At 47.1% G+C, this 14,795-nt stretch carries 11 protein-coding genes; 8 read left to right on the top strand and 3 right to left on the bottom strand.

All coding sequences use genetic code 11. The features are described from left to right. The first annotated feature begins 50 nt into the window (after positions 1-50). The 3 genes from C6W44_RS05010 to C6W44_RS05000 all read left to right on the top strand — a co-directional run bounded on the left by C6W44_RS05010 (position 51) and on the right by C6W44_RS05000 (position 3,341). Complete coding sequence (locus C6W44_RS05010) at positions 51-1,031, top strand: zinc-binding dehydrogenase (RefSeq protein WP_105244469.1); 981 nt, start codon at positions 51-53, stop codon at positions 1,029-1,031. Positions 1,032-1,106: 75 nt separating this feature from the next. Then, the gene (locus tag C6W44_RS05005; RefSeq protein WP_105244468.1) at positions 1,107-2,129 is read left to right on the top strand and encodes a YhdH/YhfP family quinone oxidoreductase; all 1,023 of its coding nucleotides are present in this window, start codon (positions 1,107-1,109) and stop codon (positions 2,127-2,129) included. 273 nt (positions 2,130-2,402) lie between these two features. After that, the gene (locus C6W44_RS05000) at positions 2,403-3,341 is read left to right on the top strand and encodes a DUF4268 domain-containing protein (RefSeq protein WP_105244467.1); all 939 of its coding nucleotides are present in this window, start codon (positions 2,403-2,405) and stop codon (positions 3,339-3,341) included. Positions 3,342-3,420: 79 nt separating this feature from the next. Here C6W44_RS05000 and guaA read toward each other — a convergent pair whose 3' ends face one another. Further along, positions 3,421-5,031: a glutamine-hydrolyzing GMP synthase gene (guaA, locus tag C6W44_RS04995; RefSeq protein ID WP_105244466.1), complete on the bottom strand. Its 1,611-nt coding sequence runs from the start codon at positions 5,029-5,031 to the stop codon at positions 3,421-3,423. A gap of 367 nt (positions 5,032-5,398) precedes the next feature. Here guaA and C6W44_RS04990 point away from each other — a divergent pair, with 367 nt between their 5' ends. The 4 genes from C6W44_RS04990 to C6W44_RS04975 all read left to right on the top strand — a co-directional run bounded on the left by C6W44_RS04990 (position 5,399) and on the right by C6W44_RS04975 (position 11,391). Further along, the gene (locus C6W44_RS04990) at positions 5,399-5,893 is read left to right on the top strand and encodes a cupin domain-containing protein (RefSeq protein ID WP_105244465.1); all 495 of its coding nucleotides are present in this window, start codon (positions 5,399-5,401) and stop codon (positions 5,891-5,893) included. 185 nt (positions 5,894-6,078) lie between these two features. Continuing rightward, positions 6,079-7,830 carry an FAD-binding oxidoreductase gene (locus C6W44_RS04985; RefSeq protein WP_105244464.1) on the top strand — a complete coding sequence of 584 codons (1,752 nt, stop codon included), beginning with the start codon at positions 6,079-6,081 and terminating at the stop codon, positions 7,828-7,830. 190 nt (positions 7,831-8,020) lie between these two features. Then, a complete protein-coding gene (locus tag C6W44_RS04980; protein WP_105244463.1) occupies positions 8,021-9,667 on the top strand; it encodes a glycerol-3-phosphate dehydrogenase/oxidase in 1,647 nt (548 codons plus the stop codon). A 158-nt stretch (positions 9,668-9,825) separates the two neighbouring features. Then, the gene (locus C6W44_RS04975) at positions 9,826-11,391 is read left to right on the top strand and encodes an FGGY-family carbohydrate kinase (protein WP_105244462.1); all 1,566 of its coding nucleotides are present in this window, start codon (positions 9,826-9,828) and stop codon (positions 11,389-11,391) included. A 47-nt stretch (positions 11,392-11,438) separates the two neighbouring features. On the opposite strand, the gene C6W44_RS04970 is transcribed toward C6W44_RS04975, so the two are convergent. After that, complete coding sequence (locus tag C6W44_RS04970; protein ID WP_199774458.1) at positions 11,439-12,605, bottom strand: MalY/PatB family protein; 1,167 nt, start codon at positions 12,603-12,605, stop codon at positions 11,439-11,441. A 67-nt stretch (positions 12,606-12,672) separates the two neighbouring features. Further along, a complete protein-coding gene (locus tag C6W44_RS04965) occupies positions 12,673-13,479 on the bottom strand; it encodes a crotonase/enoyl-CoA hydratase family protein (RefSeq protein ID WP_227526360.1) in 807 nt (268 codons plus the stop codon). A gap of 241 nt (positions 13,480-13,720) precedes the next feature. Here C6W44_RS04965 and rlmF point away from each other — a divergent pair, with 241 nt between their 5' ends. After that, positions 13,721-14,773: a 23S rRNA (adenine(1618)-N(6))-methyltransferase RlmF gene (rlmF, locus tag C6W44_RS04960; RefSeq protein WP_105244460.1), complete on the top strand. Its 1,053-nt coding sequence runs from the start codon at positions 13,721-13,723 to the stop codon at positions 14,771-14,773. Positions 14,774-14,795: the final 22 nt, after the last annotated feature.

The following is a 14,795-nucleotide window of genomic DNA, read 5'->3' as shown; positions in this document are numbered from 1 at the left end:
AGACGACGTTAACTAAAAACATTTCACTAAAAACAAGAAAGGATTTCATCATGCGTAGCGTAACTTATAACGAATTTGGCAAACCCTCTGACGTACTTCGTATCGAGGACCGCCCTACCCCAGAGACAAAGGCAGGCGAAGTCCGTATCAAAACCATTCTATCTTCTATCCATAATCACGACCTCATTACCATCCAAGGCCAATATGGCACCAAACCCAAACTGCCTGCGCTCGCTGGTAGCGAAGCGGTTGGTACGATCGATGCCATTGGCGAAGAGGTCGATAATTTAGAAGTCGGTCAGCGCGTGGTGGCAACTGGCGTCGAAGGCACGTGGGCTGAGTACTTTACCGCGCCTGCCAGCAGTGTCCTCCCGATACCTGATGCTATTGATGATGAAATGGCATCGCAGCTTATCGCCATGCCGATGAGCGCCTTGATGCTCATTGAGTTTTTAGAGCTTGATGCTGGTCAATGGCTCATTCATAACGCCGCCAATGGCGCGGTTGGCGAGTCACTGGCAATGCTAGCCGCCGAGCGCGGTATCCATACCATCAACGTCGTGCGTAGTAAAGACTCTGCCGACGAGCTGTCCGAGATTGGTATCACCGAAAACAACGTGGTGAGCGATGATGACGACTGGAAAGAACAAGTTCGCCGTATCGTCGGCGATGGCAAAATAAGCGGCGCCGTCGACTCTGTTGGCGGTCAATCTGGCGGTGATTTATTATCATTACTTGGCCATGGCGGTACGATGGCAGCCGTAGGCGGGATGTCGGGTCAACCGCTCGCGCTCAATCCAACGCATCTGATCTTTAAGCAAGCAGCTATCAAAGGGTTTTGGGGCGGCGCGCTGATGCAAAAGATGGACGCCGCCAATAAAAACCGTTTGATGCAAGAGCTTGTTGAGCGCGCGGCTAGCGGTAAATTAAAGCTACCGACAGGCGGCATTTATGGCTTAGATAATATTAAAGAAGCGGTCTCGGGCAAGGTGCAATCGAGCAAAAAAGGCAAAATATTGTTAAAGCCATAAGACGTTTTTTATAAATTCCTGCCTGCCCATATTAAACCATAAGCAGGCAATACCATTTTAACAAGGAACACTGTTATGGCTAATAACTCTCTTGTCTCTAATAATGCGACCTTTAAAGCCTTAGTGGTTCACGAAACCAGCAACGGTGAATTTAAAAAAAGTATTGAGCAGCGCAGTGCCAGCGACTTGCCTGACAATGATTTATTAATCGAAGTCCATTATTCATCATTAAATTTCAAAGACGCGATGTCAGCATCCGGCAATAAAAGAATTACCAAACAATACCCGCACACACCCGGTATTGATGCCGCAGGCGTGGTGGTAAGCGATAAGTCTGGCACATTTTCCGAAGGCCAAGAAGTCGTGGTCTTTGGCTATGATTTGGGCATGGATACCGATGGTGGTCTCGCTCAGATGATATCTATCCCTGCCGATTGGGCAGTCGAATGCCCGTCATCGCTCACACTAAAAGAAGCGATGATCTATGGTACGGGCGGTTTAACCGCAGCGTTAAGTGTGCAAAAGCTTGAGAAAATGGGCGCAAAACCTGAAGACGGTCCAGTCGCGGTCACGGGTGCAACCGGCGGGGTCGGTAGTATCAGTATCGCCATATTAAGTCAGCTTGGCTATGAGGTCATCGCCTTCTCAGGTAAGCCTGAGCAAAGCGACTATTTAAAAGCGCTTGGCGCAAGCGAAGTCCGTCATCGCGATAGTATTAATGACATCGGTGATAAACCTGTCGGTCGCGAACTATGGGCCAACGCCATTGACACCATCGGCGGCGATTATTTGGCCAACTTACTAAAACAAACTAAAGCGGGCGGCGCGGTCACCTCTTGCGGCTTGGCGGGCGGCGCTGAGTTTACGATGACGGTATTACCGTTTATCACCCGCGCGGTGTCGCTGCTCGGTATCGATTCGGTATTTATCCCACTTGAGGACAAAAAAGCGATTTGGCAGCGCGTGGCAACGGACATGAAACTACCCAATCTGGAGCAATACGCGGAAGAAATCACCCTTGAACAAACGCCTGAGTATTTAGATCGCTTTATTGATGGTAAGGCTGTGGGACGTTATGTGGTGAATGTGCGGGGTTAGGGTTTTGAATTGAAAAATAGTTTTTTAGGTGATGGCAGTGCTCTTTCGGGGTGCTGCTTTTTTTGATATGTTATAAGCATTACAATTATCGTTATAAATAAAAATATAACCACTAGAATAGGAGTTGAGGTAATAGACATTAATCTATACTATTGAGCACATCTGTGATACTTATAAAATAGTTTTCATTAGTACATAAACATTAATAATATTAACTTAGTAAAAATAGTGATTCAGCGTTATCAAATAGATTCTAAATAACTAGAGAGAATAATGTTCGGACAAATAAAAAAAGTGCCTCTAAGAGATATTTGGCCACACGAAGCATTAGACTTCACGCCTTGGTTAGCCAGAAATATTAACGTCTTAGGAGATACTATAGGTTTAGAGTTAGAATTAACCCAAGAAGAAGCAAGTGTTGGTGACTTTTCACTAGATATATTAGCTAAAGATTTGGGTTCTGCTGAACATGTGATTATAGAAAATCAATTTTCTCAAACAGATCACGATCATTTAGGGAAGTTGCTGACCTACGCTGCTGGATTCGAAGCTTCATCTGTAATATGGGTTGCTGAAAGTATAAGAGAGGAACATCGTCAAGCTCTAGAGTGGCTAAATAATAGAACAGATACCGAAACTCAGTTTTTTGCCGTAGTAGTTGAAGTAATTCGAATTGATGATTCTAAACCAGCATTTAACCTAAAACCTGTAGTTTTTCCAAATGAATGGTATAAAAGTAAATCTAAAAGCAAAGTATCACAGCAAGTAAGTGCAAAAGGCGAAAGATATAGGTCTTATTTCCAAAATCTAATCGATAAGTTGAGAGAAAACCATCGATTCACTTCTGCACGTGCAGGACAGCCTCAAAACTGGTATGCATTTGCATCTGGAATAACTGGAATAAATTACGGAGCTAATTTTTGTCAAGGTGATAAAGTTCGTACCGAACTCTACATTGATTTTGGCGATGCCGAAGAAAATGAAGCATGTTTAAGCTATTTATTAGAAAGTAGACAACAGATTGAAGAAGAATACGGAGATGCACTATCTTGGGAGCCTATTGACGGAAAAAGAGCGGCTCGAATCGCTGTATATAGACCTGGTTCTATATTCATGGAAAATGAATTACCGTCAATAAATGAATGGCACATAAATAATCTACTAAAATTCAAAAAAGTTTTTTCAAATAGATTATTGAGATACCTTCGTTGATATAGACTTAAAGATACTAAAATAAAAAACACCCATCCAAGTTGAGTGTTTTTTTATTTCAGCTAAAGACTAAGTAGAGCTATTCCCACTCAATCGTCGCCGGTGGTTTGCTTGACACATCATAAGTGACGCGTGAGACATCTTTGATTTCATTCATAATACGGTTTGATACCGTCTCAATCAAATCATATGGCAGATGGGCAAAGCGCGCAGTCATAAAGTCGACGGTTTCAACGGCACGTAGCGCAATCACCCACGCATAGCGGCGGCCATCACCGACCACGCCGACCGATTTAATCGGTTGAAATACCGCAAACGCTTGCGCGGTCTTATCATACCACCCTGAACGCTCCAGCTCTTGCATAAAGATCGCATCGGCAAGGCGTAAGATATCGGCGTATTCCTTTTTGACTTCGCCAAGGATACGCACGCCCAAACCTGGACCTGGGAACGGATGACGGTAGATCATTTTCTCTGGTAGGCCAAGCGTGATACCAAGTTTACGCACTTCATCTTTAAATAGATCGCGTAATGGCTCAACGAGTTCAAACGCCAAGTCATCAGGTAGACCACCAACGTTATGGTGGCTCTTAATCACGTGCGCCTTACCTTGGTGCGATTTGGCGGACTCAATCACGTCAGGGTAAATCGTCCCTTGTGCTAAGAACTCAATGGTTTTGCCATCGCTTTGCGCGCTGATTTCACGGGCGCTATTGGCGAACACATCGATAAAGGTTTTGCCGATGATTTTACGTTTGGCTTCGGGATCAGACTCGCCTGCTAAGGCGTTTAAGAATAAATCTTCGGCATCGACACGGATGACTTTGACACCCATGTTTTCAGCGAACACTTGCATCACCTGATCGCCTTCGTGCAGACGCAAGAGGCCATTATCGACAAACACACAGGTGAGCTGATCGCCAATGGCTTTATGCAATAGCGCGGCAACCACTGAGCTATCGACACCGCCGGATAAACCGAGCAATACTTGTTTGTCACCGATTTGCTCTTTGAGCTGCGCCACGCGCATATCGATAATATTGTCAGGCGTCCAATCGCCGGCGCAGTCGCAAATCTGATGGACAAAACGACCCAATAACGCTTGACCTTGTAAAGTATGCGTCACTTCAGGGTGGAACTGTAGACCATAGTACTGCTTGTCGTCATTGGCCATAATGGCAATCGGACAGCTCGGCGTACTGGCGATAATATCAAAGCCTTGCGGCGCTTCGATCACTTTATCACCATGACTCATCCAAACGTTTAGCGTGGTCGCGTTGTCTTCATTGACGCTATCTTCGATGCCATCAGTAAGCTTTGAGTGGCCATTGACATTGATGGTCGCCGCGCCAAATTCATGGATATCACTGGCATGTACCTTACCGCCGAAGCGATCTGCCATCGCCTGCATACCATAGCAAATGCCAAGTACTGGTACACCAAGCTCAAACACAGCGTCATTGATACGTGGGCTGTTTTCCGCATGCACACTCTCAGGGCCGCCCGATAGGATGATACCTTTGGCACCAAAGTCATGGATACGCTGAGTGTCGATATCATAAGGGAACATCTCACAAAAAACGCCAGAATCGCGCACACGGCGAGCGATGAGCTGGCTATATTGCGAGCCAAAATCAAGAATAAGAATACGATCTTCTTTGATAGTAGGGATAGCAGCGGCAGTGGTCATAAATCGATGTCCATCAATAAGTAAAATTATCAGCCTATTTTAACAAGTTTAAGCCAATCATGGGCGACTAGATAACGTGGATTAGGTAAATAAACAAAAGCGTTTCATCTACAAATAAATCATAAGCGTACCTACCTAATTCGCTACATAAAGTCAAAAAATATTCGCTACTATAGTTAATTCACTTTAAAACCGATACCGTGCTAATGGAATACTTGTTTTGAATAACAGTTGCGTAGCATCGAAAAGTGCGAAGCGCACCACAAGTAAGGAAAATTTGTACCAGTAGCACGGTATTATTAACGTATCGATTTTATTTCATATTGACTATATAAGCTTAAGTCTGAAAAAATAACGGAGATAAACCATGACTAGCCTACCCAAGCCCAAATTCGACGATCCAAAAGACTATATCCTAACTAAGTCCGATATCGCCGCGATTCCTGAAACCAAGCACGTGCATCAGTTTAACGACAACGCCATTCGTCATACGGTATCTCTAAGCGATATTGTTGGACTAAACGCCTTTGGCTTACACCTAGTACGCGTTGAGCCGGGCGATGAAACCACCCAGCACCACTATCATGAAGAGTCAGATGAGTTTATTTACGTATTATCAGGCGAGCTATCACTGCGCTATGGCGATAAGACTTATCCTTTAAGTGCTGGCGATTTTGTTGGTTTTCCAGCGTACGGTGCAGCGCATTCGATGCGTAATGATAGCGATAGCGACGCCACCTACCTTATGGGCGGAAGCAGACCGCCGATTGATATCACCAACTATCCAGACATCAAACGTAGAATGTACAAGATCCATGGAGAAAAGGAATTTGTCGATTTAGAAGATTTGGGTAAAGTTTAAAGGGTTATCCAAACACAAAAAGGGCTCGTCTAGTTATAACTTATAAACAATAGTTTTTTTGTTGCTATCATTCAAAAACATTAGTATGGTGATTAATAAACGCTATTTATGCTGAGCTATTTAACCCAACTAGCCGCTACACTCTAACCACAAGTACAGTGATTACAATCGACAGGTATGTCTCTATGCGCAAACTCAAACTCCCTACCCGTAAACACGCTAAACCCTCCTCTACTCTGCAAATCTCTGATAGCGACAACAACGATAACGCCAATCTAGACATAACTGCAAAAACCAATACCTCTCTTAACACCCCCATCGAGCAAACACGCTGGAATGGCTGGGGCAATGTCAATATCAATAAAAAAGTCTCTCCGCACGGCGCAAAGCTGATCAAATCGCATATCGGCAAAACCAAAAAACTTCCTTCGGTTAGTCTACAAAAAGTGCTAAAAACCGTACCCAAATCGCGCCTGCCAGCAGCTATTATTGACCTTGATATCATCTCTACTGACCGAGAGATCAGACTCAGACACGCTCGTGGGCAGAGCTTCCCTGATTGGATTGCGATGCATAGCGGCGACTTTGAGACCTTCCCTGATGGCGTGGCTTTCCCCGAATCGACTAGTGATGTCGAGCAGTTATTAAAACTTGCCCAAGAGCACGATCTGATTGTTATTCCTTTTGGCGGTGGTACTTCCGTAGTCGGACATATCAATCCGCAACAGGGCGCGCGGCCTGTTTTGACCGTCGCCATGAGTAAAATGGATCAACTGATTGACTTAGATACCGAGAGCCAGATTGCTACTTTTGGTGCCGGTACGCAAGGGCCAGCGGTCGAGGCGCAATTGGGCGAGCACGGTTACCGTCTAGGTCATTACCCGCAGTCGTGGGAGCTATCGACGCTTGGCGGCTGGATTGCCGCGCGCTCTAGTGGTCAGCAGTCCTTGGGCTACGGGCGCATCGAGCATATGTTTGCTGGCGGCACTTTAGTGACCCCGCAAGGCGTGCTAGAGATTGCTGACATTCCTGCATCCTCAGCAGGGCCAGATCTGCGCGAGATGATGATGGGTACTGAAGGCCGCGTAGGTATCTTTACCGAAGTCAAGATGCGCGTACAATCACAACCTGAAGAAGAGCTATTTAAAGTGGCTTTCTTGCCCAACTGGGCAGCAGGCAAAGCGGTACTCAAACAAGCGGTACAAAGCAATATTCGCCTGTCTATGCTGCGTCTCAGCAATGCCGTCGAGACTGATGCGCATCTGCATCTAGGCACATCGCCAAGCCAGTTTTTAGCGATTAGCACTTATCTAAAAGCGCGCGGGCTTAATTCAGACAAAGTCATGCTCACCTACGGCGTCTCAGGCGATAAAGCGCAAAATAAACTGGCGCTGATGCAATTTAATAAGTTATTAAAACAGCACGGTAGTGTCACGGGTAAAATCACCAATATTATGGGTAGTGTTTGGGCGCACGGGCGTTTTAAATTCCCATATTTGCGCGGTACGCTGTGGGAGCGCGGCATCATGGTCGATACCTTTGAGACTGCGACCAATTGGAATCGTATCGATGAGCAAATGGCACAGATGCAAGACGCGGTAAAAACCTCGCTCGCTGATGAAGGCGAGGAAGTGATGGCCTTTACCCATATCTCACACGTCTATAAGCAAGGCGCGAGTCTATATACCACTTACTTTTTCCGAGCCGCCAAAGACCATACAGCAACACTAAAGCGCTGGCAAAAAATCAAACACGCGGCCAGTATGAGCCTTGCCCATGGTAAAGCCACCATCTCGCATCAACATGGCGTTGGCCGCGATCATGCCCCGTACCTGGCTGCCGAAAAAGGTAAGCTTGGGATTCAAGTGACTCGTGATATGCTCAAAAGTCTAGATCCTGAGCAGCGTATGAATCCAGGTGTGTTGCTTGAGAAATAGAAATTGAAAATATGAGAGATAGATTGTCTATCCCGTGTTACTGATATAAATTTTCCTTGCTTGCTGTGCGACTTCGTCACTCCAGAGGCTGCACAAAATCAATATCAGTAGCACTATATCGAACTGATTTCAAAATGGCTTAACTATTTATGTTCGTTAAATGAATGACGTCATTTAAGAAGAGTAATTTATGAACCAAAGCACACAACGCCAGCAAGCACTCGCGCCCCTAGCACGATCTGAACCTTGGGATATGCTTATCATCGGCGGCGGTATTACTGGTGCGGGCATTGCACGCGAGGCAGCAAGGCGTGGCCTTGCCGTATTACTTATCGAGCAAAAAGACTTTGCTTGGGGCACCTCCAGCCGCTCGAGCAAAATGGTGCATGGCGGCCTGCGCTACATTGCCTCAGGCGATTATAAAACGACACTGCTTAGCGTACGCGAGCGCGAACGTATGCTCACTGAAGCAGGCGGTCTAGTTAACGAGATGCACTACGTCATGCCGCACTATAAAGGCAAGTTTCCGCCGCCGTGGATCTTTAATACCTTGCTAAGAGTCTACGACAAGATAGCGGGTAAGCGCTATTTTAAATACTTTAAAAAAGACGCGTTTTTACGGCTAAACCCTAATATCAAGCAAGATAAATTTTTGGGTGCCAGCCAGTTTAGCGATGCGATCACCGATGATTCGCGCTTAGTGATGCGCGTACTTGACGAAGCCATTCATGACGGCGCGCACGCTATTAATTATCTCAAAGCCGAGTCGCTTATCACCAATGAGCAGGGCTTGGTGGTGGGTGCAACTTTAAAAGACACCGCTTCTAAAGATAAATATCAAACCTATAAGGTTCACGCCAAAGTGGTGGTCAGTGCCACCGGTGCTTGGGCCGATACCTTACGTATGCAAGCCCGCGAGCAAACTGAGCAAAGCTTCAACAAGCAAATACGTCCCTCACGCGGTAGTCACTTAGTCGTCAGTCAAGAGCGCTTACCTACCTTGCAAGCCTATACCTTTTTGCATCCTGCTGATAAAAGAGCGGTGTTTGTCTTTCCGTGGGAGAACCGCACGGTACTTGGCACCACTGACTTAGATCATCCACCACTTAATGACGAAGAGGTCGGCATTACCAATGAAGAGGTCGATTATTTATTAGACGCGACTAATTCGCTATTTAATGAGACTGACTTGAATCGCAAAGATATCATCAGCACGTGGGCCGGCGTGCGCCCGCTGATCTCTGATAGCGGTGATGGTAAGCGCGTCAGCCCCAGTAAAGAAAAGCGCGATCATAGCGTCTGGCTCGATAATAATCTGGTGACCGTCAGCGGCGGCAAGCTCACCACCTTTCGCCTGATTGCGCTTGATGTGCTGGCAAAATGTCAACAAGTGCTCGCGCTTGATGACTCTGCTACTCAAAACCAAGCGATAAATGGCGATCAGGTCTTTAGTAAAGTAGCACCCATCCATCCTAAGTTTGCGACGCTACCCTCTGATCTACAACAGCGCTTGCAAGGATTTTATGGTCGTAAGCTCGATACTTTACTTGAGCTGGCGCATGAAGAAGACTTAGCTTATATCACCGATAGCAACACTATTTGGGCGGAGATTCGCTTTGCCGCGCGCTATGAGCAGGTCATCCATTTAGATGATTTACTACTGCGGCGGACGCGCTTAGGCTTAATCCTACCGCACGGTGCGATGACACCACTGATTAGAACGAGAATAAAGCAGATTTGCCAGCAGGAGCTGGGCTGGGATGAGCAAAAGTGGCAACAAGAAGTCGCTCGCTATAGCGAGTTATGGCAGCTTTATTATCATTTGCCTGCAGCTTAGCTTCTTATCGAGTTATTATAAGGGTTAGAGCTGCTAGGGCACTTTTTTTAAAACAAAAGCTGCGTAGCCTCGAGAACTCTGACGGTCGCAAGCAAGGAAAACTTGTACCAATAGCACGTTCTGATTTTGATAAATATCCCCCATAGTAAAGGACTACTATGACCACCTCTCACGACCCCATCTATTTCTTAGCTATCGACAACGGCACTCAAAGCGTCCGCGCGCTTATCTTTGATCAATTCGGCAGCGAGATCGCCAAAGCCCGCGTGCCTATCGAGCCGTATTTCTCCGAGCAGCCCAATTATGCCGAGCAGCACGCCGACTACTATTGGCAAAAGCTATGTGAGGTCTGCCAAAAGCTCTGGCAAAGCTGCGAGATTAAACCTGAACAAATCGCTGGCGTCAGTCTCGCTACCCAGCGCTATACCATGATTTGCCTTGATAAAGACAAGCAGCCGCTACGTCCCGCTATCGTTTGGATGGATTTGCGCCGCGCTGAGACTGGTGATATCGGCTTTCTTGGCCCGCTTACCAAAATTATCGGCATGGGCGAACTGGTCAAAGACGCCCAGCAAAAAGCGCGCTGTAATTGGCTCGCGCAAAACGAGCCTGAGATATGGGCAAAGACTGCGCACTACGTCAATCTCTCCGCCTACCTCACTTATCAGCTAGTAGGTGAACTTATCGACTCAAACGGTCATTCGGTCGGCTACTTGCCGTATGACTACAAAGCGCAAACATGGCTCAAACCCAAAGACCTGAAATGGCGGCTGTTTAGCTGTACCCCCGAGCAAATGCCCAAGATCATCCCACCAGGCCAAACTCTTGGTGAGATAAGCGCCAAAGCTGCCAAAGTCACAGGTATACCAGAGGGCACGCCGATGATTGCCGCCGCCAGTGACAAAGCCTGCGAAGCCTTAGGCGCAGCGGGACTGTCCGCCGATACTGCGTGTCTTAGCTTTGGCACCACCGCCACCATCAACACCATCTCCCCCGACTATGTCGAGATCCTCAAACACATGCCCGCCTATACCGCCGCCGCCCCGCATTACTACAATCACGAGTACATGATTTATCGCGGCTTTTGGATGGTCAGCTGGTTTAAAGAACAATTCGCCCACTATGAGCAAGCGCTTGCCAAAACCCAAGGCATAGACACCGAAAAGCTCCTCGACGCCGCCGTCAAAGGCATTCCAGCCGGCAGCATGGGACTCACTATGCAGCCCTATTGGTCGCCGGGCGTGCGTCATCCGGGGCTTGAGGGCAAAGGCGCACTTATTGGCTTTGGCGATGTGCATACCCGCGCGCACGTGTACCGCGCTATCTTAGAGGGGCTGGCTTACGAGCTTAAGCTTGGTTTTGACACTATCGAGAAACGTACCGGCAAACCCATCAAACACTTGCGCGTCTCAGGCGGCGGCTCCCAAAGCGACGCCGCCATGCAGCTCACCGCCGACATCTTTGCCATGCCCGCCTACCGCCCGCACACTTTTGAAGCCACTGGCCTCGGCGCGACCATCAACTGCGCGGTGGGTCTCGGCGTCTATCCCGACCACACTGCTGCCAGCGACGCCATGACCCATTTAGGCGACGAATTCGTCCCGATTGAAGCCAACGTACAACTCTACAAACGCCTATATAACGAGGTCTATCTGAAGATGTACGAGCGCCTAAAACCCTTATACCAAAGCATTCAAGACATCACGGGATATCCTGCAAGGTGAGTTAAATTTTTTAAATATTTGAACTTAAAGAAAGTTTAACTCTATAACTATTTTTCCATACCTCTAAAAGCTTCATAAAGCCGATTTAATCCCTCACGCAGCAGCGTTTTCGGACACGCCACATTAATACGCATTTTTAGATGCCCTTCGCGGCCGTATTTGATACCAGAATTTAACTCAACTTTGGCGGCTCGCAGTTTGTCATACAGCGCCTGATCATCTTGCGCGTACGCCGAGCAATCGAGCCAAATCAAATACGACGCCTCAGGACGCATGACCTTAATATCAGGTAGATGCCCTGCTAAAAAGTCTAACGTAATCTCGATATTGTTCTCAATATAAGCCAGTACTTGTTCAAGCCACTCGCCGCCCTCCTCATAAGCGCTTTGCATCACCGTATAAGCAAATAAATTCAGCTCGTATTCATCGTTTAAATGCTGCTGCTGACTGATTTTTTTGAGTAAAGCATCGTCTTTGGCAAAGATCATTGAGCCTTTGATACCCGCCACGTTAAAGGTTTTAGTCATTGAGGTGAGACTCACCACCTTGTGCGCGTAGTTTTCCGCTTCTGCCAATTTTAAAAAAGGCGTAAAGGTATGACCACTCAAGGTTAAATCTTGATGAATCTCATCGCTGACAACCGCCACGTCATGTTTTTTGCAAAGCACAAGCAGCGCCTCAATCTCATCGGTCGTCCACACGCGTCCGCCAGGATTGTGCGGATTGCACAACAAATATAACTTTACCTTATGCTCGATAATTTTAGCTTCGATATCGGCCAAATCTAACTGATATTTACCATCGACTTCTTTTAATAGCGATGTCACAAGCGCGCGCTTATTTTGCTGCACCTTAGTCATAAACGGCGTATAAATGGGATCATTGACCATTACCGCATCGCCTACCTCGGTGAATATCTGCATCATCAGTGCAAGACTTGGCACGACCCCTGGCGAGAATAGAATATTTTGCTTATTCAACTGCAAACCATAACGACTGCCGTGCCAATTAATAATCGCCTTATACAAAGCATCAGTCGGTTTGGTATAACCCAAAATACCGTGATCTACGACACGCTGTACGCTAGCCAAGATAGGCGGCGCGGCTCTAAAGTCCATATCGGCGACCCATAGCGGAATGGTATCGTCACTATAGTGCCACTTAAGTGATCCCGTACCGCGTCTATCGATGATTTCGTCGAAGTTATATTGCACTGGTATTGTCCTTGGTCATACGGTTAAAGAAAGCTTTACATCATGCGTTCGGTAGCGTTACGAGTCTCTACCTACCCTTAAACTCAGGCTCGCGGCGCTCAACCATCGCCATCGCGCCCTCCTTTGCGTCTTCTGAATGAAATAAATGCGGTAGATAACCATGAATATTAGCCAGCGCTGACTTTGCGCCATTACGGCTGGCATCTTGCGCCGAGGATAGTAGCCCTTTTACCCCAAGTGGCGCGGCGCTGCAAATCTCTTTGGCAATTGTTAGCGCGCGCTCGTACTCTTCACCATTGGGTACGACTTCACTGACTAGGTTTAGTTTATCGGCGGTTTGCGCGTCAAAGTTTTTACCTGTCAGCAAGTACGGCATGGCTTTTTGCCAGCCTGCCGCCGCGACAAAGCGTACCGTCGCCCCGCCAAACGGCATGATACCGCGCTGGACTTCCATTTGTGCAAAGTTGCAGTTATCACTTGCGATAACCACATCACTGTTTAGCATAAGCTCAATGCCCGCGGTAAAGCAGGTTCCTTGTACCGCGACGACCACAGGTTTGCTGCGGAGCTTACCGCCGATACCCCACGGATCGATTTCATCGTCACTAAATTTAAACGCGCCTTTATCCCATTTATCTTGTAGCTCCATCAGATCAAGGCCAGCGGTAAAGTGCTCGCCATGGGCAAATATGAGCGCACAACGTAAGTTCTCGTCGTTTTCATAACGCGTCAGTGCTTCGGATAATTGCTTAATCATATGGCTATCAAAGGCATTGCGTTTATCGGCGCGATTGAGCCCGATTAGGCAGATATAGCCGTCGGTTTCATAGGTGATGCGGTTATCGGTACTGGGTTTATTACTTTCCGTTGTCATATTTTTATCCTTTTAAATGCATTATTGTCATCTGCTGCGCTTATAAAATAGCCGCTTTATGCTCATTTGGCTTAGTTTCAATATAGACACCCCCAGGCGATAACGCAAGGACAGATATACGCGCACAGGCAGATTGCTATTTTATTCGCCATAGGTAAATGAGTAGCCATGGATAAACAGATAGAGGGACGCGAAATCTGCTAAACTGGGTGATTATATTCAAACATCGCAGTCCGAAACTATGACCAGTAAGCCCAGCACCAATACATCAAACGCCCGTAGAGCAAATGCTAATACTCATCGCAACCGCTCACCTGCGACCGCGAGAAAACTCGGCAAGCTGCACCCGCGTAATCCACACCAAGGTCGCTATGATTTTGAGCTATTGACCCGCGCGCTACCTGAACTTGCCGACTACACCATTACCAACCCGAAAGGCGAGCCAACGATTAATTTCTCCGACGCCAAGGCCGTACGCGTGCTTAATCAAGCACTACTCGCGCATTATTATGGTGTGAAGTTTTGGGATATTCCTGAAGGTTATTTGTGCCCGCCGATTCCTGGGCGCGCCGATTACATTCATTATATTGCCGACTTGTTGGCGCAGACTACTCATGTGAGCGAAGACAATACGCCGCCTACAGGCAAAGATATTCATGCACTTGATATCGGCACTGGTGCCAGTGCTATCTACCCTATTGTTGGCAGCCAAAACTATGGCTGGCGCTTTACTGCGAGCGACATCGATCCGGTTTCTGTCAATACCGCCAGCGTGATTTGTCAGGCCAACCCCAAGCTCAAAGGTGCGATTAAGATCAAACTGCAACCTGAATCTAAGCATATCTTTAAAAATATTATCGGTCGTCAAGACTATTTTGACGTCGTCGTATGTAACCCACCTTTTCATGCGTCATTAGAAGAAGCGATGCAGGCCAATAGTCGTAAACAGCACAACTTGCAGCGCCATCGCAGCAAAAACGAAAGCGCGCAAATCAGTCGCCACTCAACAAAAGCTGGCAATGCCGCGCAAAACCTTAACTTTGGTGGTCAACATAAAGAATTGTGGTCTGAGGGCGGCGAGATTGCTTTTTTGAGCAATATGATAAGAGAAAGCCAACAGTTTGCTGCGCATGTAGGCTGGTTTACCAGTTTGGTCTCAAAGTCTGAAAACGTGAAACCGCTACAACTGCTGCTAAAACAACTGGGGGTGGCACAGATGTGTATTATTGAGATGAGCCAAGGTCAAAAAAACACGCGGGTCTTAGCTTGGCGTTTTAATACTGATGAAGCGTAATCATCACTAAAAAATGATGCTA

Source organism: Psychrobacter sp. Marseille-P5312 (assembly GCF_900291405.1).
In the GTDB taxonomy this organism is placed as follows: Bacteria; Pseudomonadota; Gammaproteobacteria; order Pseudomonadales; family Moraxellaceae; genus Psychrobacter; species Psychrobacter celer.
This window is presented reverse-complemented; position numbering and strand designations above follow the sequence as displayed.

What these genes read in the sequence shown, in the direction of transcription:
- C6W44_RS05005 (WP_105244468.1), top strand. Translation starts at nt 1,107, where the DNA reads ATGGCTAATAACTCTCTTGTCTCTAATAATGCGACCTTTAAAGCCTTA.
- C6W44_RS05010 (WP_105244469.1), top strand. Translation starts at nt 51, where the DNA reads ATGCGTAGCGTAACTTATAACGAATTTGGCAAACCCTCTGACGTACTT.
- C6W44_RS04975 (WP_105244462.1), top strand. Translation starts at nt 9,826, where the DNA reads ATGACCACCTCTCACGACCCCATCTATTTCTTAGCTATCGACAACGGC.
- C6W44_RS04980 (WP_105244463.1), top strand. Translation starts at nt 8,021, where the DNA reads ATGAACCAAAGCACACAACGCCAGCAAGCACTCGCGCCCCTAGCACGA.
- C6W44_RS04965 (WP_227526360.1), bottom strand. Translation starts at nt 13,479, where the DNA reads ATGACAACGGAAAGTAATAAACCCAGTACCGATAACCGCATCACCTAT.
- C6W44_RS04990 (WP_105244465.1), top strand. Translation starts at nt 5,399, where the DNA reads ATGACTAGCCTACCCAAGCCCAAATTCGACGATCCAAAAGACTATATC.
- C6W44_RS05000 (WP_105244467.1), top strand. Translation starts at nt 2,403, where the DNA reads ATGTTCGGACAAATAAAAAAAGTGCCTCTAAGAGATATTTGGCCACAC.
- rlmF (WP_105244460.1), top strand. Translation starts at nt 13,721, where the DNA reads ATGACCAGTAAGCCCAGCACCAATACATCAAACGCCCGTAGAGCAAAT.
- C6W44_RS04985 (WP_105244464.1), top strand. Translation starts at nt 6,079, where the DNA reads ATGCGCAAACTCAAACTCCCTACCCGTAAACACGCTAAACCCTCCTCT.
- guaA (WP_105244466.1), bottom strand. Translation starts at nt 5,031, where the DNA reads ATGACCACTGCCGCTGCTATCCCTACTATCAAAGAAGATCGTATTCTT.